This is a genomic window from Pedobacter africanus (assembly GCF_900176535.1).
Lineage (GTDB): Bacteria > Bacteroidota > Bacteroidia > Sphingobacteriales > Sphingobacteriaceae > Pedobacter > Pedobacter africanus.
This window is the reverse complement of record NZ_FWXT01000002.1, coordinates 101,484-124,603: the sequence shown is the minus strand read 5'-3', so window position 1 is coordinate 124,603 and position 23,120 is coordinate 101,484. Positions and strand designations below refer to the sequence as shown.

The following is a 23,120-nucleotide window of genomic DNA, read 5'->3' as shown; positions in this document are numbered from 1 at the left end:
TTACATGGTTACCCAGGCAGAAGCTGCGATAAAGGCCAGAACAGCGGCCACAATGCCGAACATAAATACGCTGTAGGCAATCCTCAGCAAACGGTATTTACGACCTAAAACTACACCTTGCGAATATACATCTTTAATTAAGCTACCATAGAGAAAATCCCTGTCATCCATCATCTTAATCATACCATCCTGATAATCTGAAAGGCTCATGCGATAAAAATTACCAAAGAAAAGCAGATTTACCTTTTTCTGGCTGATGTCGTCGGGTGTAAATACCCCTTCAGGGATGGAAGGCCTGGTAGCCAGGATAGAAAAGACCATGGTTACCACACAAATGATGAGCAGCAATAAAGTAGGGATAATGAGGTGCGGGTTATCTTCCAGCTTACGCAACAGCAAACTCAGAATTACCGACAGGATAATGGAATTGGTCGATATCATGATGTGCGCCTTGTTATCGGCCATATCGCTTAAGCGCTGGTGGTTGGTTGAGGAGATCCTGAACATGGTTTCCACACCACGCTCCGGCCTGTCGCTTTTTTTCTTTTTTTCTTCTTTTACAATTGCTGTTGTCTCCACGGTTTGTTCGGTTTTGAGCTTATGTTCCATTTCAGCCAGGTTCTGTGCTTTCCTGGCGTTGAGCAGGTTCTGGCAAAAATCGGTATGGTAATGATGTGCTTTAAACAGGGCAATGGTCTTGATCCTCCACTCTGTTTTATCAATAGGCCTGTTGCAAAATGCCCCGGCTTCTTTGCGCATCAGTTTATTGCGTTCTTTAAAGCTATCACTACCCAGGTGAAACAGGTCGGCATCGCAAACAATCTGCTGCAATAATCCTTCTGGTTTCTGGGGCATCTTTGTAGCCATAATACAGCCATATACCTGATCCACTACCTCCTTTTCCATTCCCTTGCCGGTCAGAAATTCTACGGCCATGGCCCCACCTTTGGTTTCATGCTGTCTGCAATCGAACAAATAGCCCATGTCATGAAACCAGCTTGCTGCCACCACAATGAAGAAATCCTGATCGGATAGCTGATAATGATTGGCAATTCTAACGGTGTTTTCAACTACCTGTTCGGTATGGTGCAGGTTATGGTAAATGAAACGCTCATCGTTGTGGGCGTGAAAAAGGCTTGCAACATGGGCACGAAGCTGATCTAATATTTCCCGGTACTGCATCTCTGATAATGTTCTTTCATTAAACAAACTTTCATGTTTCCATGATCAATTCATTTTATAAATATGCAGGTTTTAATCTTTAAAATTTAAAATTCTTTAAAAGATATTCAAACGATGACATTCAGCGTCTTTTAGGTGACCAACATCACTTCCTTTTCTGACATCCGTCATGTTATGATCCGGCCTCCGGGCCGACCTTTGCCTACAAATTGATCAGGATCATGTTTGAACAGAAGACCGTAGAAACAGAAACGCAGTGTTACCACTGCGGAGACGATTTGCCCGCAGCACCCTATCGGCTCGACAACAGGAATTTTTGCTGCGCGGGATGCAAGGGCGTTTACCAGATCCTGTCTGCCCACAATCTGTGCAACTACTATGCGTACAATGATGTACCCGGACAAACGCAAAAACAGCAGAATAGTCATTTTGAATACCTGGAGGAACCAAAAATTGTTGCCGGACTGGTCGATTATACTGACGATAAACTCACTTCCATTACGCTATATATCCCTGCCATTCACTGCAGCTCCTGCATATGGTTGCTGGAAAACCTCTACAAAATCAATCCTGCAATTGTACAATCGCGGATCGATTTCCTGAAGAAACAAATGTCCATTACTTTTAAGAACCAGGAAACCAGCTTAAAATCGGTGGTCGAAACCCTCGCTGCGATTGGCTATGAACCGCAGATCAGTTTGCAGGACGTGGTCAAGAAGCAGATGTCCGACTTTTCGGAGCGAGAACTGGTTACCAAAATCGCCGTTGCCGGTTTTTGTTTCGGCAATGTAATGCTCCTCAGCTTTCCGGAGTATTTTGGTTTATCTGACCTGGAATCACGGTTTAAGTTGTTTTTTGGCTGGTTGAACCTGGCCTTTGCCCTTCCTGTGGTGTTTTACAGCGGGAGGGATTACTTTATATCTGCCTATCACAACCTGAAGAAAGGCATATTAAACCTCGATTTTCCACTGGCTTTGGGCATTGCCGTCATGTTTATCCGATCTGTTGCAGAGATTGCCAGCCATACCGGCGCAGGCTTTGTGGATACATTATGCGGACTGGTATTTTTCCTGCTGATCGGGAAATGGATGCAGCAGCGCACCTATCATCACCTTTCTTTTGAAAGGGATTACCGCTCTTATTTTCCGGTAGCCGTAACCCTGATTAAAGCAGGAAAGGAAAAGCCTGCCCCACTGAATGAATTGGTGGTGGGCGACCGTATGCTCATCAGAAGCAATGAGATCATTCCGGCAGATGCTATTTTACTGAAAGGAACGGCAGAAATTGACTTCAGCTTTGTAACGGGCGAATCGGTTCCGGTACAAAAAACACTCGGAGAAGTGGTCTATGCAGGTGGCCGGCAGCTTTCGGGGGTCATAGAACTGGAAGTGGTAAAACCCGTTTCGCAAAGCTACCTTACCCAACTCTGGAATAACGAGGCTTTTTACACGCAAAAGGACCACATCAAAACTTTTAGTGCCACGGCAAGCAAATACTTCAGCGTCGTATTGCTGCTTATTGCCATCGGCTCGGCTGCCTTCTGGATGCTGAGTGCAGGTGATACCGGCAAAGCTATTGCCGCTTTCACAGCGGTGCTGATCATCGCCTGCCCCTGCGCCCTGGCCCTCAGCTCCCCATTTACGCTTGCCGCAGTGCTGAGCATATTTGACAGGAACAGGTTTTACCTGAAAAGTACAGAGGTTGTAGAAGAACTGGCACGCATCAATACTTATGTATTCGATAAGACGGGTACCATTACCAGTCCGGAGGCATCTGGATTAAGTTTTGCCGGTGTGATGACCAGACACCAGAAACAACTGCTGAGCGACCTGGCACGCAACTCCGGCCACCCTTTAAGCAGGGAACTGACGAAACACCTGGACCTGGAGAAGGTTTATTCAGCCGATAATTATTCGGAAAAAATTGGAAGAGGGATCAGCGGAGAGATCAATGGAAATAAAGTGAAATTGGGAAGTTCCGCTTTTATTGGTCTGCCGCTGACGAACTCTCCCACAAGCAGCAACGTGCACGTGATGATCAACAACGAATACCTGGGTTATTTCACTTTCAGGCAGCAATGGCGGGAAGGCTTTAAAGAGCTGACCTTTAAACTGGGAAAGCAGGCAGACCTGCACCTTTTGTCGGGTGATGAGGACCATGACAAACAAAGTCTGGTGCCATTCTTCCCAAGGGCGCAGCAGATACAGTTCAGACAGAGTCCGCAAAATAAACTGGACTACATCAAAACACTTCAGATGAACGGGAAAAAGATCATGATGCTGGGCGATGGCTTAAATGATGCAGGAGCATTAAGACAAAGCAATGTGGGGGTGGCAGTAACCAACAATATCAATAACTTTTCCCCCGATTGTGACGCGATACTGGACGGTGCTGCTTTCCACATGCTGCCTCAATTTGTTCAGCAGGCAAAAGATGCCGTTAAGATTATCCACATCAGCTTTGCCATTTCCCTAACCTACAACCTTCTGGGCTTATATTTCGCTGTACAGGGCCTGCTTTCGCCCTTGTTTGCAGCCATACTAATGCCTATAAGCACAGTCACGATCATTTTGTTTACCAGCATAGCCGCAAGGCTCTATGCACGAAAAAACAAGCTGTTATGAACATGATCTACTTTTTAATAGGCTGCAGTATTTTACTGGCGCTTATTTTTCTTGCAGCCTTTTTCTGGGCCAGCAAAACGGGGCAACACGACGACACTTATACCCCCGGTGTACGCATCCTTTTTGACGATGAAACAGGGGAAGAAAAATTGTCGGAAAAAAGTGACCAGAATCACCTTTAACAACAATATCCATCATTCCCCAGACGGCTGTACCGGGTTAATTTTACAGCTATAAACTATTCATTATTTTCACATGACTGAAAAATTTTACTACGACAACAAGATCGTCAGAAACTTTGCCATAGCCACCATAGTATGGGGCATTATCGGCATGACGGTCGGATTGCTCATTGCCATGCAGCTCTTTAAACCTGCATTGAACATGGGCTCGCAATACACCACATTTGGCCGTATCCGCCCATTGCATACCAACGCGGTCATCTTTGCCTTTGTAGGGAACGCCATATTTATGGGTGTTTATTACTCTTTACAGCGACTGCTAAAGGCGCGTATGTTTAGTGATGTGTTGAGTAAAATTCATTTCTGGGGCTGGCAGCTCATTATTGTATCGGCTGTAATTACATTGCCCCTGGGATTAACTTCATCGCATGAATATGCAGAACTGGAATGGCCAATCGACATCGCCATTACGGTAATCTGGGTAGCCTTTGGCATCAACATGTTCGGTACCATCATCAAACGCAGGGAGAAGCACATGTACGTGGCCATATGGTTTTACATTGCCACCTTCGTAACAGTTGCTGTACTGCACATCGTGAATTCCTTCCAGTTACCTGTATCTGCATTTAAAAGCTATTACCTGTTTGCAGGTGTGCAGGATGCGCTGGTACAGTGGTGGTACGGACACAATGCGGTTGCTTTCTTTTTAACCACACCCTATCTGGGTATGATGTACTATTTCCTTCCGAAAATGGCGAACCGGCCTGTCTATTCGTATAAACTGAGTATCCTTCACTTCTGGTCGCTCATTTTTATCTACATCTGGGCCGGTCCGCATCACCTGTTATATACCTCTCTTCCGGGATGGGCACAATCTCTGGGTGTTGCCTTTTCTATCATGCTCATCGCACCAAGCTGGGGCGGTATGATCAATGGTTTACTGACCCTTCGCGGGGCATGGGACAAAGTACGTGAAGATGCTACACTTAAGTTTATGGTCGTAGGCTTAACTGCATATGGTATGGCCACTTTTGAGGGGCCTATGCTCGCTTTAAAGCAGATCAACGCCATTGCGCACTATACCGACTGGATCGTAGCGCACGTGCATGTGGGCGCATTAGGTTGGAACGGATTTTTAACTTTCGGTATTCTGTACTGGCTGATCCCAAGGATCTACAGAACGCCACTATACTCTAAGAAACTGGCATCCTTCCATTTCTGGATCGGTACGCTGGGCATCATATTTTATGCTGTTCCGCTATATTTTGCCGGTTTTACGCAGGGGCTGATGTGGAAAGAGTTTACCGAAGAGGGCATGCTGAGGTATCCTAACTTCCTGGAAACAGTCCTGCAGATTATCCCAATGTACGTATTGAGGGCCATCGGCGGTGCCTTGTACCTGACCGGGGTAATTGTCATGACCTATAACCTGATCAAAACTGTAGGTACCGGTAAATTACTGGCCAACGAGCCTGCCGAAGCACAGCCATTGCCTGCAGTATACCATCCGCAGGGTTCTGACAAAAAACTGCACCGTGTATTGGAACGTAAGCCTATGGTATTCCTGGTGCTTTCACTGATCGTGATCCTGATTGGTGGTATGGTGGAAATGATGCCTACGTTTACCATTAAATCAAATATCCCCACCATCAGCAGTGTAAAACCTTATACCCCGCTGGAGCTGCAGGGCCGCGATCTTTATATTAAAGAGGGCTGTGTAAGCTGCCACTCACAAATGATCCGTCCTTTCCGCTCCGAAACCGAACGCTATGGCGAGTACAGTAAGGCCGGAGAATTTGTGTACGACCATCCGCATTTGTGGGGTTCCAAACGTACTGGTCCCGATCTGCAGCGCGAGGGCGGAAAATACGGAAACGTATGGCATTTTAATCACATGCTCGATCCGCAGACCATGTCGCCCGGCAGCATAATGCCTCCTTATGAATGGCTGATCACACAAACCTTAGATACGACCACCACCAGAAGCAAAATTAGCGCGATGCGACGTCTGGGTGTCCCTTATCCGGAGGATTATGAAGACCGGGCCAACCGCGATCTGGACCAACAGGCCAGGGAAATCGCAGAAGATCTGCAGAAGAACAATGTAAAAGTGAAAAGCGACAAAGAAATCATTGCACTTATTGCCTACCTGCAGCGCCTGGGGACAGACATTAAAGCAAAGTAAAACATTAAAAGATACAGTTATGTTTAAGCAATTTTTGGATCAGGCCACAGGACATCAGGGATACCTTATCACCTCCCTGGCCATTTTCATGATCTTTTTCCTGGTCGTGGCCATCTTACTGATCACTATGAAAAAAGATGAAGTAAAGTATATGAGTGAACTCCCCTTAAATGATGATGTAAAATGAGTGATATTTTAATTTGGTGCCTGCTGTTCATTTCAGTAAGCATACTGGTTGTTTCTATCCTGGTTTTAAAGGTGATTAAGATCTTCATCCAGCAAACTTTACATCCCACAACTTTTGCATCCGCCGAAGAAAGAGCGCGATACCTCAAAGAACGACTGCTGGATCAGGCCAGGATTGAAGCTGAAAAGCCGGAAAAGAAAACCATCTGGACCAGGCTGCTGGGCCTTCGCCCGCTGGCTGAAGAAAAAGACCTGGTAATGGAACATGAGTTTGACGGCATCGCAGAACTGGACAACCCTACTCCCGCCTGGTTCATGGTATTGTTTTATGGAACCATCATTTTTGCCATCGTTTATATGTTCAGCTACCATGTAATTGGCTGGGGCAAACTGCAGGAAGAGGAATATACTGTAGAACTCCAGCAGGCGGAGGAAGCGCGGATTGCACTACTGCAAAAACCTGGTGGCGGCAGCGCCAACAAAATCAATGAAAGCAATGTGGAGCAATCGACCGATAAGGCTGTGCTGCAAGCCGGAGGGGCGCTCTTTAAAAACGTTTGCTCTCCTTGTCACGGCGAACATGGAGAAGGCGCTGTCGGGCCAAACCTGACCGATGAGTACTGGCTGCATGGCGGAACGGTGAAGGACATCTTTAAAACCATCAAACATGGCGTTCCTGAAAAAGGTATGGTAGCCTGGGAAAAATCTATGAACGGCAAGCAGATATCAGACATTGCCAGCTATATCCTATCCTTGAAAGGAAGTAATCCTGCGGGTGCAAAAGCACCACAAGGCAAAAAAGAAGAATAATTATGTCGCAAAGCCCAGGTCATTTCAGGGATCAGCTGTCTACGCTGACGGACGATGGAAAAAGCCGTAAATGGATTTATCCAGGAGTGGTAAAGGGAAAGCTGTACCGTTACCGCTCTGTCCTCAGCTATTTCCTTCTTGTTCTGCTATTTGCAGCGCCTTTTTTAAAGCTGAACGGGGAACAACTGGTGTTGCTGAATATACTGGAACGGAAATTTGTTTTTTTTGGAGTGATCTTCTGGCCCCAGGACTTTTACCTGTTTGTGCTGGCCTTGCTTACCTTTATGGTGTTTATTGTACTGTTTACGGTGGTCTTCGGCAGGGTATTTTGCGGCTGGGCATGTCCGCAAACTATATTCCTGGAAATGGTTTTCCGCAAAATTGAGATCTGGATAGAAGGCGATCAGCACAAACGCAAAAAGCTGGACGAGGCGCCGCTCAGTGCTGGTAAATTCTTCAAAAAAGCCTTAAAGCATGGCATTTACCTTTGTATTTCTTTTTTGATTGCCAATACTTTTCTGGCTTACCTCATTGGGTCGGCCGCACTGACTAAAATCATCACGGAACCTGTAAGCATGCACCTTTCCGGCTTCCTTTCCATTTGTGTCTTCACCCTTGTTTTTTACCTGGTATTCTCAAAAATGAGAGAGCTGGTATGTACCGTTGCCTGTCCGTATGGCCGTTTGCAGGGGGTACTGCTGGATAACCAAAGTATTGTTGTGGCTTACGATGATGTGCGTGGAGAGCCCCGGGCAAAGCGTGTAAAAGAAAAGGAAAACCAGAATGGCGATTGTATAGACTGTAAACTATGTGTAGACGTGTGCCCTACCGGGATCGACATCCGCAATGGTACACAAATGGAATGCACAAACTGTACCGCCTGTATTGATGCCTGCGATATGGTGATGGAGAAAATAAACCGTCCGCTCCGACTGATCGGATTTAAATCTGAAGAGGAAATCCGGACGAAACAACCCTTTCATATCAATAAACGCATTTATGCTTATGGGGCCGTTTTACTGGCGCTGATGAGTGTATTGTCGTACCTGCTGGTTACCCGGAGCGAGGTCAAGACCACCATATTAAGGGCTGGAGGAACGCTCTACCAATTGAAGGATAAAGATAAAACTGTCAGCAATTTATACAATGCAGAGCTGATCAACAAAACCAATAGCAGCATCCGTTTTGAGCTGATTGCTGAAAATCCTAAGGCCAGGATACAATACATTCAGAAACAGGATTCGATTGCATATGGCGGAGTGGTGAATCTTACTTTTTTCCTTATACTTCCGCAGGATGAAATTCACAAATACAAATCTGAACTGCGCTTTAAACTGGTATCAGGCAGCAAGGTTTTAGACCGGTTTGAAACTACATTTATTGCACCACCAAATCTTTAAAATATGAACTGGGGAACAAAATTAATGATCGGAATGCTTTGCTTTATGAGCTTTATTGTGGTATTAGGCGTGCTGATGTTCAACAGCAAAACAGACGCCCTTGTAGATACGGACTATTATGAAAAAGGCCTGGATTACGATAAGGACTACAACAGGAAAGCGCAGGTGCAGGCCGACAAGGCCAGGCCGGAAATAAAGCTGTCTCCCGACCATCTTATCCTCTCTTTCAAAGCGGCAGCTACAGGAGAGCTAAGACTGCTACGCAATTCAGATAAAAAAATGGATAGACGGGTAGCCATAAAAACCGATGAGCATAATCAGGTTAACATCCCCCTTAATGCAATTGCAAAAGGGCGATGGCGCATTATACTTTCCTGGGAAAGCAATGGAAAAGCATATTTAGATGAACAGGAGGTCAGCATAGAATGAGTACTGAAAAACTGGCATTTATGATTGGCTTGCTGGGCAGCTTACATTGCATCGGCATGTGCGGGCCATTGGCTTTTGCTGTTCCCATTCAAAAACGGGGATGGCTGCTGCTGGTGGCCGACAAATTACTTTACCAATTGGGGCGCATCGCTGCGTATTGTAGTTTAGGGGCTATCGTCGGACTCCTCGGTCGGCAGATCTGGATAGCTGGCTTTCAGCAGGGTATCAGCGTGCTTAGTGGAATATTGATTGTACTGGCCGCCTCCTCCAGACTATTTAAGCTCAGCCTATTTAAAAACCAAACCTTCCTGCTGGGTCCATTCAACAAAGCATTCAATTACGCACTGAAACATCAGGCCAATCACCTGATCATTGGCTTCATCAACGGATTTTTACCTTGCGGTTTTGTATACCTGGCACTTGCCGGCGCATTGAACACCAATGGGATACAAAATGCGATTGGTTACATGTTCTGGTTTGGACTGGGAACCTTACCTTTGATGTTTATAGCGACACTTGGCCTGGGCTTCACAGGGACGGTGTTCAGAAGAAAAATTAACCGGGTGGTCCCCTACCTCATGTTGTGCATCGGCATATGGTTCATACTGAGGGGAATGACCTTAAACATCCCTTATTTAAGTCCAGCCAATACCAACGAGATCAGCAATTGCAGATAAATCATGAAAGACATACTAAACAAGACAGACATACAATACCTGGTAGAGACATTTTACAGTAAGGCATTAAACGACACGGTGATCGGACCGGTATTTAAGCAGGCAGATTTTAAGCTGGAGGCCCACATTCCTGTAATGGTCGCTTTCTGGGAAACCCTATTGTTTGATGTGATCACCTATAGCGGAAACCCAATGCTGAAGCACCTGGAACTGAACCGTAGGGTGGCTTTGAAAGGCCCGCATTTTGAGCGCTGGATGCAAATCTGGGAAGAAACGGTAAGCTCTGAATTTCAGGGACCGCTTGCCGAAAAAGCTGTGATAAGGGCCAGCTCTATCGCCCAACTGATGAGCTATAAAATTCAACAAGCTGGTCATTCGACCAGCCTGTAATTGAGCATTAATCTGCGATACTGAACACCTGCTTTTCAGGTTGTTTTTCCCATAAGCGTGCGTCCAACGTCATACAAATATTCCTCAGGAAACGTTTACCAAACCCGGTGACACGCAATTCACCGGCCGATAAAAGCACTAACCCGTCCTGAGCGAGCCAGCGCATTCTGAGCAATCCTTCTGCCAGGGCGTTGTTTTCCGCTTCTTCAAGCGTCCATGAAGTATAACCCCGGCACATGATGTTCAGAATATTTTTGCGGATCAGCAGATCCGTTTCATTTAAAATATGTCCTCTGAAAACCGGAAATTCTCCATTGTTAACCATTTCCATATAGTTTTCCACGGTTTTTACATTCTGAGCAAAAGCATCCCAGCTGTCGCTGATCGATGATACGCCTAAACCGATCATCAGTTTACTGTACTGGTGTGTGTAGCCCATAAAATTGCGGTGCAGGCTACCGTCCCGTTCAGCTTTGTACAGACTGTCGCTAGCCAACGCAAAATGATCCATACCGATCTCTGTATACCCACCTTCCTTTAAGCGTTTCCTGCCCAGTTCATATAGTTCCTGTTTAGATTCGGATGAAGGCAGATCGCTTTCGGTATACCGGCGCTGTCCAGGTTTAACCCATGGTACATGTGCATAGCTGTAAAAGGCGATACGATCGGGCTTTAGCCTCAACACTTCTTCGATGGTATTGGCCAGGCCATTAAAAGTCTGGTTCGGCAATCCGTAAATGAGATCGTAATTGATGGAATGATAACCGTTTTCCCTGGCCAGTTCAGAAATTTCTGCCACCTGCTCAACGGTCTGCACCCGGTTGATGATCACTTGTACCTCCGGATCAAAATCCTGGATACCCAGGCTCAGCCTTCTGAAACCCAGTTTGTTTAAAGCCAGCAAATGTGCTGCAGTGGTATTTGCAGGATGGGCCTCGAAACTAAATTCGGCCTCGGGATGAACAATGGCCTTGTCCAGTAAACCATTAATTAAAAGCTCCAGGTTGCCGGCGCTGAAAAAAGTCGGCGTGCCGCCTCCGAGGTGAATCTCTCTGATCAGGGGCTTACTTTCGAAAAGTCTGCAATATAGCTGCCATTCCTTTAACAGGGCATCGATATAAGATTTTTCTACGCCATGGTTTTTGGTGATGCGGGTAGTACAGCCGCAGTAAGTACACAAGCTTTCACAAAAAGGCAGGTGTATATACAGGCTAAGCCCATCTTTGGCATTACTTTCTTTAAAGGCATAGACAACGGATTTGCTCCATTTCTGTACATCAAACCCGGCTTCGTCCCAATAGGGAACTGTTGGATAACTGGTGTAACGCGGTGCGGCAACATGATATTTACTGGTCAGCGGTTTAGTGTTCATGCGTTTGAACGTTATGGTTTTTTGATGAAGTTTGTTTTACCTGATCGCATGCTCTTGAACAGACACAGGCATTGCCCAGGCAACGTTTATTTTGCCATTTATCAAGGTTCAGAATGGTTTCCTCTGCCAATGCCATCGGCATATCGGTGTGGTTAAGCCCAATCAGGGCAGTTAAGGGGACGCTCGCAATACGGATAGCCCTGAGGGCCGCAGCGTCCTGGTCAATATGTGCAGCGGAGGTTGAACGTGTAGCTATGTATTTCACACCCAGATCGGCCAGGCTATTGATCACAGCTGCCGATAGGTCATCCTCTTCAAATACGATTACAGCCTCTTTACCTTCAGCATAGCTTACAGAGTCAACACTTAAAACATTAGATATTAAAGTGATATCATGTCTTTTACGATTGGCTATTGCCAGGGGCTCTTTCTCGAACGACTTTATACTATACGCTACTACTTTCATGCATCCTATTATTGATGCATCAAAATTAGTGGTATGCAAGTACTCAGGGAATGAGTTTAATCAAGCAAAAATGTGATCTTAATCAGTTTTTCATGTTCCGCAGTTTCTGTTCATCAAGGATGATGATCTGACTGCCTTTTCTTTCGATGATAGCTTCGTCTTTGAAATCGCTCAGTATGCGGCTCACAGTTTCTGTGGCCATGCCTGCCATTGCGGCAAGATTATCTCTCGATACCTTTAAGTTTGAAACCGCAGCTTCCTTTTCCTGTTTACAGAGGCGGATCAGCACTTCAGCCATCCTTTTCCTTACGGAATGATAGGCCAGCTGCAGCAGTTGCTCTTCCTTGTCCAGCAGGTCATTTGACAGGATTTGGATAAACTGTCTGGCTACATCAGGATATTTATCCAGCAGTTCTTCTACCATTTCCCTCGGCAGCAGGCATACGGTGGTGTCTTCCAGGGCTTCAGCAGTTTCGGCATAGGGCTCATGACTCAACAGGGCCGGAATGCCGAAATACTGATCGGCGGTATAGATCCCTGTCAGTAATTCCCGGCCATCCTCAGTTAATTTCAAAGTTTTCACCTTTCCACTCAGTACCAGGTATATCCCCGAAACAGCATCACCATCGTAATAAATAACCTGTCTTTTTTTGACATTGCGCACCTTACGCTCTGCAATCACTTTCTGAAGTTCTTCTATGCCCGAAGTACCGCTGAGGAGATGGCTGAGTTTGTCGAGCGACTGGCTATAAAACTGTTCCTGTTTGTCTTTTTTATTCAGACGGCTTTCAATGGCGTTGAGCAGCTCCACATCATCAAAAGGCTTGGTCAGGTAATCATCTGCGCCCATTTCCATGCCTTTTCTCATGTCGATCCGTTCTGCCTTTGCCGTCAGAAATATAAATGGTGTAGCTGCAGTACCCGCATTTTTGTTCAGCAGGTACAATACCCCATAGCCATCAAGCTCGGGCATCATGATATCGCAAAGGATAAGGTCCGGCAGGTGTATCGTAGCCATTTCAACCCCCATCCTACCATTCTTCGCCTGCAACACTTCGTAACCGGCAAGTTCCAGTATTTCAGCGGTACTTTCTCTAATGTCTTCGTTATCTTCTATAATCAGTATCGTAGTCGTCTTCATCTATTTGTTAAAAGAAAGTTTAAAGGTTGTTGCTTTGTTAATGCTGCTTTCGAAATGGAGGTTACCCTGCATTAACGTAGCATACCGGAGTACAATATTTAAGCCCAGCCCCGTACCAGGGATATTGCCGGTATTGTTGGCTCTGAAAAATGGCTGAAACAGGTGTTTCTGGTCAGACTCCGGTATACCAATACCATTGTCTTTAATGGTAATGAAGCATTGCTTATCATTAATCTCCGTATTGAATTCTATGAAGGTATTTTCTCCGGAATATTTGATGGAATTGGAGATCAGGTTGATCATACAGTTCCGGATCAGGTTCTGATCCAGGTTTACCATACTTTCCAGGCCGGTATGCTGATAAATGATGTGCTGCTCCTGTTTGGCAATCATCTGCATCTCTTCGGTTACTTCTTCTGAAAGCTTCACCAGATCAAAGGGTGCAAAAGTCGGTTCTATGATACCGGCTTCCAGCCTTTCCAGCGATAAAAAGTCGTTCAGTATAGTGGTCAGGTTCCCAACCGCATTCTTTATTTTCCCTACATGTTTGGTAATGTTCTTATTGTTGAAAGGCTGCGCATACTTTTCAATGAGCGAGGAAGAAAGCTGTACAGAACTGAGTGGTGTCCTGAACTCATGGGAAGCCATAGAAACAAACCTGCTTTTCATCTGGTTCAGTTCTTTTTCCTTTTCCAGCGACAAACTCACTTCTTCCTTGGCTTCACTCAGTGCCCGCACTGTTTTTCTCAATGATTTGGTCCTCTCCTCTACCAGTTCCTCCAGTTCGGCGGCATATTCTCGTAAACGCTCCTCCGCCTCTTTCTCTTTGGAAAGATCGTGTATAAAGCCGGTATAAATGATACGGTCATCGTATTGAACTTCACTTACAGCAAGTCGGAAAGGAAAGGTAGTTCCATCTTTACGCAGTCCCCTTACCTCACGTCCGATGCCAATAATGCGTTTTTCATGTGTAGTCTGGTAGCGATGCAGGTAACCGTCATGCCCGCTTTTATCAGGCTCGGGCATGAGCATATTGATATTGCGGCCTTTTACCTCATCCAGACCATAACCAAAAAGCTTTAGCGCAGCGGGATTCAGACTTTCTATGCGTCCACGGGTATCAATGGTAATGATCCCATCGATAGCAGTTTCTATAATGGCCTCTAATAATCGGACTTGCTCCATAATGTCTTTTCACAAATATATAAATTTTGTCATTACCCGATTTATCGCCCCTGTCATATTTTAAGATGACCCAGATCATATTTTATGCTGAAAATACTCCGCTATTTTGTGGCCTGAACTTTTTATTTAAGCCATGCATCATACTTTTCACATTCCTGTCCTGGGCCTGGGTTATTCCATTGACACCCCTTTAAAGGTAGCCAGATACGGCATTTCTTCAGTTGTTTCAATAGTCGACGATGAACTCACTGAGCGCATGCGCGAATTTCACTCGGTAAAACAGCTGGAAAGTTATACGCCTATTGGTAAAAAGGAGGCCGACAGCAGGGCAAGGCGGATCACGGCCTATCTGAACTTACTGAACAAACTCGTGAACATTCAGTTTGATAACCTATTGAATAATGACAACAACGATTTCGACAAATATTTCGAGCTGCTGCCAGATCATGCTGTCCTAAAGCGCCAGTACCAGGACTTGCAGAAAGTAACTGATCCCGAAAAGCAAACACAGGCGCTTGAAGTGCTAAAAAGCAGGATGCAACCGGGGAAAATTGATGTAAACATCATGTCTAAAGTAGACAAGGCCAATTACGGTGTGGGTAATGAATATCTGGGTGATGATTTTACGGATGCCCTGGCCGCTATGCGTGGCTTTGCCAATAGTGAACTTAAAGCATCGGTAATCATTTCAGCTGGTTTAAACCCAAAGTTATACCACTATATGGAGCAATGCAGCTGTTTTTACCCCGACCAATCGGGGGCATTGAACAAACAGATCATCCTTAAGGTAAGCGACTTCCGCTCGGCCATGATCCAGGCAAAAATGCTGGCAAAAAAGGGGCTTTGGGTTTCAGAGTTCAGAGTAGAGTCTGGCCTGAATTGTGGGGGCCATGCCTTTGCAACGGAAGGTTTTTTGCTGGGGCCTATACTGGAAGAATTTAAGCAAAAGCGAGCGGCGTTGATGGAAGAATTGTTTGACATTTATGCCGCTGCATTAAATACAAAAGAGATTAACCTATATGCCACTCCCCCACAGCGCATCACCGCGCAGGGCGGCGTAGGCACAGCAGAAGAACACCAGTTTCTGCTGAGCTATTATCAGCTGGACGCCGCCGGCTGGGGCAGCCCGTTTTTACTGGTACCGGAAGCTACAAATGTAGATGAGGCTACCCTGAACGACCTGGCAAATGCGCAGCAAGACGATTATTACCTGAGCAACTCTTCACCTCTAGGTGTACTTTTTAACAGTTTCAGAAAAGGCAGCATAGAACAGCAGCGCCTGCAGCGGATAGAAAAAGGAAGGCCCGGAAGCCCTTGCACAAAAAAATTCCTTTGTACAAATACTGAATTTACAGAAATGCCCATTTGTACCGCATCAAGGGAATACCAACACCTAAAGCTCAAAGAACTCCAGGCACAGGCTTTGTCCGATACAGCATACCAGCAGCAGTTTGAACAGATTACCGAAAAAGTATGCCTGTGCGAGGGGCTTTGTGCTTCGGTTTACCTAAAAAACGGTATGATAAAAGCAAAGGAAAGCAAGGCGGTGAGCATTTGCCCAGGCCCCAACCTGGCCTATTTTTCCGGAAAATACAGTCTAAAGGAAATGGTACAGCACATTTATGGAAAAACAAACCTATTGGCCATGGTGAACCGCCCTAACCTGTTCTTTAACGAGCTGAACCTGTATATCGATTATTTAAAGAAAGACATCAGCACACAACTCACGGAACTGAACAGCAAAAAAGAAAAGTACTTCCATAAGTTCAAAGCGCAGCTGGAAGAAGGAATTGCTTATTACAAACAACTGTTGCCGGTACTAAAACAACATACAGCTATTCCCGTAGCTGAATTGTACCGTCAGTTGCTGCTGGCTGAGCAAAAACTAGAAACTTGTAAACTATAAAAGCATACTGCTTCTCTCAGCTGAAGAAGCAGTATGTCTGTTTTATCGCTGTTGGTATTCCGCCAGCAGCACATCCATATCTTTCATCAGCTGGGCCACCTCTTTATCCTGAGTGCCGTCATACGCTCCGCGGATGCGTTTTTCCTTGTCTACCAGTACCAGGTAGCCCTGGTGAATGAAACCCCCGGGTGCGTTCTTGTCTTCCTGGGCCGAAACCAGGTAATTGCGCTCGGCCAGGGCATAGATCTCGTCCCTGGTACCCCAGAGGTATTCCCATTGGGTACCTTTGATGCCAAGCTTGGTAGCATAGGCTTTCATCCTTGAAGGCGTATCATATTTTACGTCAATCGTATGCGAGGCCAGTTTCACTTCCGGATTGCCCAGGTATTTTTTATACACTTTGAGCAGGTTCCGGTGCATAACCGGACAAATGGTCGGGCAAGAAGTAAAAAAGAAATCGGCCACATAAATGTGCCCGTCAAAATCCTTCTCTGTAACCACGGCACTGTCCTGGTTTAAAAGCTTAAAGGCAGGAATTGTCCTGAACAAGGTATCGGTACGTGTTTTACCATCGACCACTTTCTCCTGGACCTCCATTTGTAAAAATGGAAGACGTTTGGGTTTGTTATGGCAGCTATAAAGGGTGGCAGACAGCAAGAAACTCAATATTAATGCAGCTTTCATTATTTTCCGAATTTATTTAAGTAGGCGGCCGAAGATTTGATCTCCTTTTTATAAAGGCTGTCTACCGCTTTAATTTTCACCATTTCATCTTTAAAATACTGCACCGCCTCCGCATTGGATTTGCCGCTTACATCCGGTTCAAACTTATGCATCCAGTCGTTCATGCTGTCTTCTGCTTTCGTCAGATCGGCAATTAAAGCCTTTAAGTTCTCTTTTTCCTTCAGGGTATCCACATCCGGAAACCTGGCTTTGAGGCCTTTCAGGTCTTTTAATAACGTATCCAGTTTCATCTGGTTGTTTACCACCACGCTCTGGTCGGCCATTACCACATCATGAAATTTCATTACTTCCTCGCGTACCGTTTTATAATCTACACTTTGCTTACAAGCACTTACTGCTATAGTTACCAGTAAAATTCCTATTAATTTTCTCATTCTTTTATAATTTACTCGTTTAAATTCATCAGGGTATAACATAGTTTCGCTGCTGGTTTTTGTTCCCTTACCCAGGCAATCAGGATCTTCTCCTTAACAGGGATCAAAACCGCGTGATGGTCTGCTTCCTTTCCTTCGGTAACAGCTACTGTTTTTTCGAGGCTGCCGTTCTTTAAAATACTTAAGATAATTTTTGCCGCTCCTGCGGGAGGATGGCTCATGTTCATACTGCCATGCGAATGGTTCATTTTATGGTCTGGTTCTGCACTAATGGGCTCTTCACAAACCATTGCCGCCTTGTCCTGCGAAAGGGCAACCAGCTGAGGGTGCCTGCCGGAAGTGGTAAGCAGGGTTCGCCTGCCAAACCCTGATTCCGGATTTTTTGCTGAGCTATAGTACAGGCCTGCACCTCCGCCAGCGGTAAACCATACCACCTGCAGTCCCTTCCTATCTGCTGCCAGTGATGGACCGGAATGCGGACAGCCTTCTATTTCCCAATTGTCGTTACTGATCGTTCTGGCTGAGGTAAAGGTTTTTCCGTTATCTGCCGACACCTTGTACACCATATCACGTACCTGTTTGGCTGTAAGTGCAGAAGGGAACATGATGCTCCGGTATGCAAGATGGATCTTGCCGGCATCGTCGGTAAATATAGCTGTGCGACAGCACTCACAGGTACCTTTATCCAAACAGTTGTCGGCCCCGAAACCCTTTCCCTTTTCCGTACGCGCAAAAAACAATGCCGAGCCTTTTATACTTTTTCCATAGCGTCCATCCAGCCAGATGGCTGCGAGCTCCCCATCTTTTAAGGTAGCGACGTCAAAGAAGCTACGGCCATAGCTATGGCTGGTATCGCTGTGTAAAAAACGGGATGGCGACCAGCTCTTTCCGGCATCGTCGGACAGGCTATAGTATATGGCACCAGCATAAGGGTTCTTTTCGTTAGGGAAACGTTTTGAAAAAACGGCGAAAACGGTACCATCAGCTTTAAAGGCAATTTTGCCCATGCTTTCGGCAGAATTACTGCAGCCCGCCGAAGCGGGAACAGTAACTGCTGTATTAAAACTATTTTTTTCTGCATCGAAGACTGCATATTTCAGCCGGTACAATGAATCCCCGCCGTCTTTTTCGGTCCAGCACAACACAGCGTTTCCATTGTGGTCTGTTGTAAAGTATGGTGCAGTAGCTTCAATGCCCGGGGTGCTTAGCCCTTTTACCTGTGTGGCATCTGGCGATGTGGTACAGGCATTGAGCAGGCCCAGCAGGCCTAACACGATAAATGATATTTTCTTCATCTGCATGATTGTTAAAATAAATATTTAATATTCAATCCTCCGTAACCGTTCCGTTTTGGAGATGGATTAAAATAGGCCGGCTGTGCCCCTCCATATCCCACAGCATTTAAAGAAACTATGGAACTGTAGCTTTTATTGAGGATATTGTCTAAACCGGCATAAGCATTCAGTTCAAGGTATTTTAACACTTGCTTTTTGTATCCAAGTTTTGCATTCAGTACCTGATATGAGGGATTATAAATCAGATTGGCATCATTCAATGGCAGACGGTCGCTATAAAAGTAATTGCCATAAAAGTAAATCCCGGTTTTTGTTTCCAGGTCTAAACCCGCATTGAGCACCCAAGGTGCAATACCGGTCAGCTTATTACCGTCATAAGTAGCGCTAACCTGGCCTTGTGCATTCAGGGTCTGGTAATCTTTAAACTTGAAATCGGAATAGGTCAGCGCAGCAAAAGGACGCAGACTTACAATTTCAGCTCCATCATCAGCTTTTAACACCTGGTATGACAAAGCAAGCTCTACACCATTGTGGCTGGTTTTTCCGGCATTGTTGTAAATCGTAATACCCTGTTGTACAGACTGCGCAATCAATTCGCCTTTCATGTCCATTTTAAAGACAGCGAGATCGTAGGCCAGTCTGGACCGCAGTACATTTCCTTTGGCGTTCAGTTCATAATTCATGGCCTTTTCTGCCTGTAGTTTTGGGTTGATGGTTCCATCTACATTCTTGATCTCGGAGCTGGATGGCGGAGAGAAGCCAGAACTTACACTGGCGTGCAGGCTAAGAGCATCGCTAAAGGTATGGCTCAGTGCAATACGGGGTGTGGCCTGTGGATCAAACTTTTTAACGCCGCTTTGCTGCTGCTTTAAATAATCGTTCACCGCATAACGCATGCTGTTGTAGCTGAGGCCCAGGATTAAGCTGGTTTTCGGTCCGAGATTGGTTTCCGACTGATAGAAAAGTGAATATTGTCTGTTCCGATAATCGATGTTAGCGTTTATGGCCCCTTCTTTGCCCTGGGTGTTTACGTATTGTGTGCCTTTGGTTAGGCCCTCATTAAATTCTGCACCTATGGTAAAGCGGGTAGGCAACAGTGTAATACCCGGGTCATAGCTAAAACGGGTCCGGCCGCCATAGCTCTGGTAAAAATTCCGGATGTAGGCATATGGAAGCGGGTGATCCAGATCGTAAAAATAGGTAAATACACTTGTTGAATTGGAGAACTTGTCGTTGAAACGGTATTGCTGCCCCAAACCAATGCGGGTCCAGGTCTGATACCTCCCTGCCGCTTTATCCAGATTGGTTGTATTTGCCTGCAGGGGATCGGCCACTACCTGATCTGCAGTGAGCGATCCAGGGATCTGGGAGTGCTGGGTAGTCCTGTTCAGCATTAGGGTGATGATGCGCTTGTCGCTCGGAAAAAGCTGGAAGTTACCGGTCAGGAACCGGCGCATGTCGTTGCTATGCTTACGGTAGCCATCATATTCCTGCCAGCCATAAGAGACATAACTATTTACTTTGTCGCCCCCGCTGCGATAGGTAGTGGCCAGGCGGTGTAAGCCATAGGCGCCTACCAGGCCTGATGCCTCCAGGCTCTGTTCCTGGTAAGGTGCACGCTGTAGCTGGAAGTTGATCACGCCTGCAGTTCCTGCCCCATAAATACTTGATGCCGGGCCTTTAATCACTTCGGCCCTCCCAATACTATTTACATCCAGTGCTTCAATACGGGTAGTACCATCTGCCTCGGTAACCGGAATTTCGTTCACATAGATCTTCACACTCCGGACACCATATGCTGCGCGCACGCCGTTTCCACGAATGGAAATCCGGGCCTCTGAAAGCGTACTCTGGTCCATGCGTACACCCGGAATCGCATTTAGTGCCGGCTGTAAGGAAACTGCGTTTCCACGATTAATGTCCCTTGCGGTAATCAGGGCAATACTACCTGCCGTTTCCTTATTGGTTTTGTTTTCGTTATAGCCGGCCACCCGCACCTCATTCAGGCTCAAACCATCAGCCTCCAGCTGTATGTTGAGCTCATTTTCGTGTCCGGATATTTTTACCAACTGGGTCCTGTACCCTGGCAGCACAGCGGTAAATTTACCATCTGGCTGCAGTGCGGCTATCTCAAAAAAGCCTTTGGCGTCCGACTTTGTCAGTTCCAGGGCTTCTACATTGAAAAGCATGACCCCGGCCAGTGGCTGCCGGGTCTGGGAATCATATACGTGGCCATTTACGACCTGTTTTTGGGCATTCGTCTGCAAAAAAAGCATGACCAGCCCTATGGATAGAATTAAATATCTTAAAGGGTTCATTATTAAAATTGATACAGCTATCCCTATCTACCTTCAAAAAAGAATAAAAAGGAATAGACGGAAATTCAAGAAAAATTAACTGATTGTTTCTATCAGAACGCAAAAGCAAGATGTAAACAAGATATTTAATACAATGATAGACTCACAAAAAAACTCCTGCTATGTTGCTGTGCTACTAAATAGAAAATTTACCTTCTCTGAAGAGGCATAGGAATAATTGGCGCTCTTCGCGCCATTTGTTCCAGCCTCAGAAGAGAACGGTTAATTTTCCTTTGGCGGATGAAATATCGCAGCCGAGTGCCTTGGCAAAGCAAAAGGGATTTCTGCTGCCCTTGAAGGCCTCAGGTGCTTAACAGGCGAAGTACAAACCAATTTCTGAAACACAACCGCATCCTGTATCTGTACTTTTTGCGAAGATCGTTCCTGTTTTTCCTCTTTCTCCTGGGCCTGTTTCAGCTTTTTCATCAGATAGCACTTCCCATTACAATGCATCTCGGGCTTATCCCTATTGATACACAGCTCTTTGGCAATGTAATTCCGATTGGCTTCGAAACCGAGATAGACGAACAGATTGCTGCAATTTGCACTGAGCAAACTAAATAAAAGCAATATGGAAAGTGGTTTCAACAGCATTTTGCTGCAAAGGTAAGCATCATGACGGATGATTCCTTATAAAAGTAAAAGAATTCCTAAAAAAGGGAAGCCTATCCCCTGAAAACAGGAACAGGCTTCTTATGCTCATCTATGGCCACAAAAGAGAATTCGCCGGTTACGGCTTTTTCTCTGATGTCTGAATACATTTGTTCGATATAGATCTCTACCTTTACCTTCAAACTGGTATTGCCAATGTGGCTTACCCTGCCAATGAGCTCTACAATGGTACCTGCAGGAATCGGCTTATTGAAATCTATCCTGTCGCTGCTTACCGTAACCATACGCTGTCTGCTAAACCTGGTCGCGGTAATAAAGGCCACTTCATCCATCATGTGCATGGCCGTGCCACCGAACAGCGTATCATAATGGTTGGTTGTATTTGGAAAAACTGCTTTAAAAATCCGGGTCTCGGATTCCTGTATTTTATCTTCTATTGTCATTTAGTATTTTGTTGTGATACTGACTGACCGGCCGGCAAATGCTGAGCAAGCCATGCAATAACAAGAAATTTACCTTCTCTGAAGAGGCATAGGAATAATTGGTGCTTTTCGCGCCACTTGTTCCGGCCTCAGAAGAGAACGGTTAATTTCTACTTCTCTCTGAGTGTGCCCCACTTCAGGTAAGTTGCCCCCCAGGAGAAACCAGCGCCAAATGCAGTCAATATCATTTTATCACCGTATTTAAAATCATCTCTAAAATCCCATAGGCACAACGGAATAGTGGCAGCGGTGGTATTTCCATAACGATGAATGTTTACTTTAACCTGTTCGGCAGATAAACCCAGGTATTCTCCTACAGATTGAATAATCCTTAGGTTTGCCTGGTGCGGAATCAGGTGGTCGATCTGTGAACTCACCAGGTCGTTCGATTTCAGCACCTCATTGCAGGTATCTGTCATACCCTGAATGGCAGCCTTAAATACCACGCGGCCATCCTGACGCACATAATGCAGTTTATCATCGAGCGTAGCCTGTGAAGCCGGGAATTTAGAGCCCCCGGCAGTAACGATCAGATTTTCTTTACCAGAGCCATCTGTTCTGAAAAAGCTGTCCATTAAGCCTACCGGCTCTTCGGTCTGCTCCAGTAAAACTGCGCCGGCACCATCTCCAAAAAGGATGCAGGTATTGCGGTCTGTATAGTTTACAATTGAGCTGTTTTTATCGGCCCCGATCACGACTACTTTTTTACAACGGCCGCTTTCAATCATGCTGGCACCGAGCGTAAGGGCATATAAAAAACCACTGCAGGCAGCATTGGTATCAATACCCCAGGCATTTTTTAGCCCCGCCTTCTCACACACCATGCTACCCGTGCTCACCATTACATAATCTGGTGTAGAGGTAGACACGATCACGCAATCAATTTCGTCCGGACTCACATTACCGTCTTCCATCAGTCTTTTAAGGGCGTAAGTCGCCATATCTGAGGTTGCAATTTCAGGGTCGTTCACAATCCTTCTCTCCTTTATCCCGGTCCTGGCAACAATCCATTCATTATTGGTATCCACCATTTTTTCGAGGTCATGGTTACTTAAAACCGTATCCGGAACATAACCCCCAACCGCGGTAATCACCGCATTTTTCCTTATTCTCATTTGTGC

Annotated in this window: 22 protein-coding genes; 10 read left to right on the top strand and 12 right to left on the bottom strand. The window is 45.7% G+C overall.

Annotation, left to right across the window (positions count from 1 at the left end):
- Positions 1 to 1,182, bottom strand: a complete 1,182-nt coding sequence (locus tag B9A91_RS14875) for a Pycsar system effector family protein (protein ID WP_084239807.1) — start codon at positions 1,180 to 1,182, stop codon at positions 1 to 3.
- Positions 1,183 to 1,403: 221 nt separating this feature from the next.
- On the opposite strand from B9A91_RS14875, the gene B9A91_RS14870 reads away from it, so the two are divergent.
- From B9A91_RS14870 to B9A91_RS14835, 9 genes are all read left to right on the top strand, one after another.
- The gene (locus tag B9A91_RS14870) at positions 1,404 to 3,806 is read left to right on the top strand and encodes a heavy metal translocating P-type ATPase (protein ID WP_084239806.1); all 2,403 of its coding nucleotides are present in this window, start codon (positions 1,404 to 1,406) and stop codon (positions 3,804 to 3,806) included.
- Positions 3,803 to 3,988, top strand: a complete 186-nt coding sequence (gene ccoS / locus B9A91_RS14865; protein WP_084239805.1) for a cbb3-type cytochrome oxidase assembly protein CcoS — start codon at positions 3,803 to 3,805, stop codon at positions 3,986 to 3,988. Before B9A91_RS14870 ends, ccoS begins: the two co-directional genes overlap by 4 nt.
- 73 nt (positions 3,989 to 4,061) lie before the next feature.
- Positions 4,062 to 6,173, top strand: a complete 2,112-nt coding sequence (gene ccoN, locus B9A91_RS14860) for a cytochrome-c oxidase, cbb3-type subunit I (protein WP_084239804.1) — start codon at positions 4,062 to 4,064, stop codon at positions 6,171 to 6,173.
- 19 nt (positions 6,174 to 6,192) lie between these two features.
- Positions 6,193 to 6,360, top strand: a complete 168-nt coding sequence (locus B9A91_RS24255; protein ID WP_200815668.1) for a hypothetical protein — start codon at positions 6,193 to 6,195, stop codon at positions 6,358 to 6,360.
- Positions 6,357 to 7,169 (top strand): cbb3-type cytochrome c oxidase N-terminal domain-containing protein, encoded by an 813-nt coding sequence (locus tag B9A91_RS14855; RefSeq protein WP_084239803.1) that lies wholly within the window; start codon positions 6,357 to 6,359, stop codon positions 7,167 to 7,169. Before B9A91_RS24255 ends, B9A91_RS14855 begins: the two co-directional genes overlap by 4 nt.
- 2 nt (positions 7,170 to 7,171) lie before the next feature.
- Positions 7,172 to 8,569 carry a cytochrome c oxidase accessory protein CcoG gene (gene ccoG / locus B9A91_RS14850; protein WP_084239802.1) on the top strand — a complete coding sequence of 466 codons (1,398 nt, stop codon included), beginning with the start codon at positions 7,172 to 7,174 and terminating at the stop codon, positions 8,567 to 8,569.
- A gap of 3 nt (positions 8,570 to 8,572) precedes the next feature.
- On the top strand, positions 8,573 to 8,998 hold the full coding sequence (locus tag B9A91_RS14845) for a FixH family protein (RefSeq protein ID WP_084239801.1): 426 nt from the start codon (positions 8,573 to 8,575) through the stop codon (positions 8,996 to 8,998).
- Positions 8,995 to 9,675, top strand: a complete 681-nt coding sequence (locus B9A91_RS14840; protein ID WP_084239800.1) for a sulfite exporter TauE/SafE family protein — start codon at positions 8,995 to 8,997, stop codon at positions 9,673 to 9,675. Before B9A91_RS14845 ends, B9A91_RS14840 begins: the two co-directional genes overlap by 4 nt.
- A 3-nt stretch (positions 9,676 to 9,678) precedes the next feature.
- Complete coding sequence (locus B9A91_RS14835) at positions 9,679 to 10,065, top strand: group III truncated hemoglobin (protein WP_235012568.1); 387 nt, start codon at positions 9,679 to 9,681, stop codon at positions 10,063 to 10,065.
- Between the two features lie 7 nt (positions 10,066 to 10,072).
- Here the strand turns inward: B9A91_RS14835 and hemN are convergent, their stop codons facing one another.
- The 4 genes from hemN to B9A91_RS14815 form a co-directional block, all read right to left on the bottom strand.
- Positions 10,073 to 11,437, bottom strand: coding sequence for an oxygen-independent coproporphyrinogen III oxidase (hemN, locus tag B9A91_RS14830; RefSeq protein ID WP_084239798.1), 1,365 nt, complete (start codon positions 11,435 to 11,437; stop codon positions 10,073 to 10,075).
- Positions 11,427 to 11,903 (bottom strand): Rossmann-fold NAD(P)-binding domain-containing protein, encoded by a 477-nt coding sequence (locus B9A91_RS14825; protein WP_084239797.1) that lies wholly within the window; start codon positions 11,901 to 11,903, stop codon positions 11,427 to 11,429. Before B9A91_RS14825 ends, hemN begins: the two co-directional genes overlap by 11 nt.
- 82 nt (positions 11,904 to 11,985) lie before the next feature.
- A complete protein-coding gene (locus tag B9A91_RS14820; protein ID WP_084239796.1) occupies positions 11,986 to 13,044 on the bottom strand; it encodes a response regulator in 1,059 nt (352 codons plus the stop codon).
- Positions 13,045 to 14,229, bottom strand: a complete 1,185-nt coding sequence (locus B9A91_RS14815) for a PAS domain-containing sensor histidine kinase (RefSeq protein ID WP_084239795.1) — start codon at positions 14,227 to 14,229, stop codon at positions 13,045 to 13,047.
- Positions 14,230 to 14,362: 133 nt separating this feature from the next.
- On the opposite strand from B9A91_RS14815, the gene B9A91_RS14810 reads away from it, so the two are divergent.
- Positions 14,363 to 16,135, top strand: coding sequence for a hypothetical protein (locus tag B9A91_RS14810; protein WP_084239794.1), 1,773 nt, complete (start codon positions 14,363 to 14,365; stop codon positions 16,133 to 16,135).
- Positions 16,136 to 16,177: 42 nt separating this feature from the next.
- Here B9A91_RS14810 and B9A91_RS14805 read toward each other — a convergent pair whose 3' ends face one another.
- The 7 genes from B9A91_RS14805 to B9A91_RS14775 all read right to left on the bottom strand — a co-directional run bounded on the left by B9A91_RS14805 (position 16,178) and on the right by B9A91_RS14775 (position 23,114).
- Positions 16,178 to 16,819, bottom strand: coding sequence for an SCO family protein (locus tag B9A91_RS14805; protein WP_084239793.1), 642 nt, complete (start codon positions 16,817 to 16,819; stop codon positions 16,178 to 16,180).
- Positions 16,819 to 17,253 carry a hypothetical protein gene (locus B9A91_RS14800; RefSeq protein ID WP_084239792.1) on the bottom strand — a complete coding sequence of 145 codons (435 nt, stop codon included), beginning with the start codon at positions 17,251 to 17,253 and terminating at the stop codon, positions 16,819 to 16,821. Before B9A91_RS14800 ends, B9A91_RS14805 begins: the two co-directional genes overlap by 1 nt.
- 11 nt (positions 17,254 to 17,264) lie before the next feature.
- Positions 17,265 to 18,548 (bottom strand): sialidase family protein, encoded by a 1,284-nt coding sequence (locus B9A91_RS14795; RefSeq protein WP_144008949.1) that lies wholly within the window; start codon positions 18,546 to 18,548, stop codon positions 17,265 to 17,267.
- A gap of 11 nt (positions 18,549 to 18,559) precedes the next feature.
- Entirely contained in the window at positions 18,560 to 20,866 is a 2,307-nt protein-coding gene (locus tag B9A91_RS14790) for a TonB-dependent receptor (protein ID WP_084239790.1), read from the bottom strand.
- A 261-nt stretch (positions 20,867 to 21,127) separates the two neighbouring features.
- Positions 21,128 to 21,499 carry a hypothetical protein gene (locus B9A91_RS14785; protein ID WP_084239789.1) on the bottom strand — a complete coding sequence of 124 codons (372 nt, stop codon included), beginning with the start codon at positions 21,497 to 21,499 and terminating at the stop codon, positions 21,128 to 21,130.
- Positions 21,500 to 21,570: 71 nt separating this feature from the next.
- A complete protein-coding gene (locus tag B9A91_RS14780) occupies positions 21,571 to 21,960 on the bottom strand; it encodes an acyl-CoA thioesterase (RefSeq protein WP_084239788.1) in 390 nt (129 codons plus the stop codon).
- Between the two features lie 149 nt (positions 21,961 to 22,109).
- Positions 22,110 to 23,114, bottom strand: coding sequence for a beta-ketoacyl-ACP synthase III (locus B9A91_RS14775; protein ID WP_084240242.1), 1,005 nt, complete (start codon positions 23,112 to 23,114; stop codon positions 22,110 to 22,112).
- Positions 23,115 to 23,120: the final 6 nt, after the last annotated feature.

Coding starts and splice junctions, on each gene's coding strand:
- B9A91_RS14775 (WP_084240242.1), bottom strand. CDS start 23,114: ATGAGAATAAGGAAAAATGCGGTGATTACCGCGGTTGGGGGTTATGTT.
- B9A91_RS14795 (WP_144008949.1), bottom strand. CDS start 18,548: ATGAAGAAAATATCATTTATCGTGTTAGGCCTGCTGGGCCTGCTCAAT.
- B9A91_RS14790 (WP_084239790.1), bottom strand. CDS start 20,866: ATGAACCCTTTAAGATATTTAATTCTATCCATAGGGCTGGTCATGCTT.
- B9A91_RS14820 (WP_084239796.1), bottom strand. CDS start 13,044: ATGAAGACGACTACGATACTGATTATAGAAGATAACGAAGACATTAGA.
- ccoG (WP_084239802.1), top strand. CDS start 7,172: ATGTCGCAAAGCCCAGGTCATTTCAGGGATCAGCTGTCTACGCTGACG.
- B9A91_RS14875 (WP_084239807.1), bottom strand. CDS start 1,182: ATGCAGTACCGGGAAATATTAGATCAGCTTCGTGCCCATGTTGCAAGC.
- B9A91_RS14825 (WP_084239797.1), bottom strand. CDS start 11,903: ATGAAAGTAGTAGCGTATAGTATAAAGTCGTTCGAGAAAGAGCCCCTG.
- B9A91_RS14810 (WP_084239794.1), top strand. CDS start 14,363: ATGCATCATACTTTTCACATTCCTGTCCTGGGCCTGGGTTATTCCATT.
- B9A91_RS14840 (WP_084239800.1), top strand. CDS start 8,995: ATGAGTACTGAAAAACTGGCATTTATGATTGGCTTGCTGGGCAGCTTA.
- B9A91_RS24255 (WP_200815668.1), top strand. CDS start 6,193: ATGTTTAAGCAATTTTTGGATCAGGCCACAGGACATCAGGGATACCTT.
- B9A91_RS14815 (WP_084239795.1), bottom strand. CDS start 14,229: ATGGAGCAAGTCCGATTATTAGAGGCCATTATAGAAACTGCTATCGAT.
- B9A91_RS14870 (WP_084239806.1), top strand. CDS start 1,404: ATGTTTGAACAGAAGACCGTAGAAACAGAAACGCAGTGTTACCACTGC.
- B9A91_RS14835 (WP_235012568.1), top strand. CDS start 9,679: ATGAAAGACATACTAAACAAGACAGACATACAATACCTGGTAGAGACA.
- B9A91_RS14785 (WP_084239789.1), bottom strand. CDS start 21,499: ATGCTGTTGAAACCACTTTCCATATTGCTTTTATTTAGTTTGCTCAGT.
- B9A91_RS14805 (WP_084239793.1), bottom strand. CDS start 16,819: ATGAAAGCTGCATTAATATTGAGTTTCTTGCTGTCTGCCACCCTTTAT.
- B9A91_RS14800 (WP_084239792.1), bottom strand. CDS start 17,253: ATGAGAAAATTAATAGGAATTTTACTGGTAACTATAGCAGTAAGTGCT.
- ccoN (WP_084239804.1), top strand. CDS start 4,062: ATGACTGAAAAATTTTACTACGACAACAAGATCGTCAGAAACTTTGCC.
- B9A91_RS14855 (WP_084239803.1), top strand. CDS start 6,357: ATGAGTGATATTTTAATTTGGTGCCTGCTGTTCATTTCAGTAAGCATA.
- B9A91_RS14780 (WP_084239788.1), bottom strand. CDS start 21,960: ATGACAATAGAAGATAAAATACAGGAATCCGAGACCCGGATTTTTAAA.
- B9A91_RS14845 (WP_084239801.1), top strand. CDS start 8,573: ATGAACTGGGGAACAAAATTAATGATCGGAATGCTTTGCTTTATGAGC.
- ccoS (WP_084239805.1), top strand. CDS start 3,803: ATGAACATGATCTACTTTTTAATAGGCTGCAGTATTTTACTGGCGCTT.
- hemN (WP_084239798.1), bottom strand. CDS start 11,437: ATGAACACTAAACCGCTGACCAGTAAATATCATGTTGCCGCACCGCGT.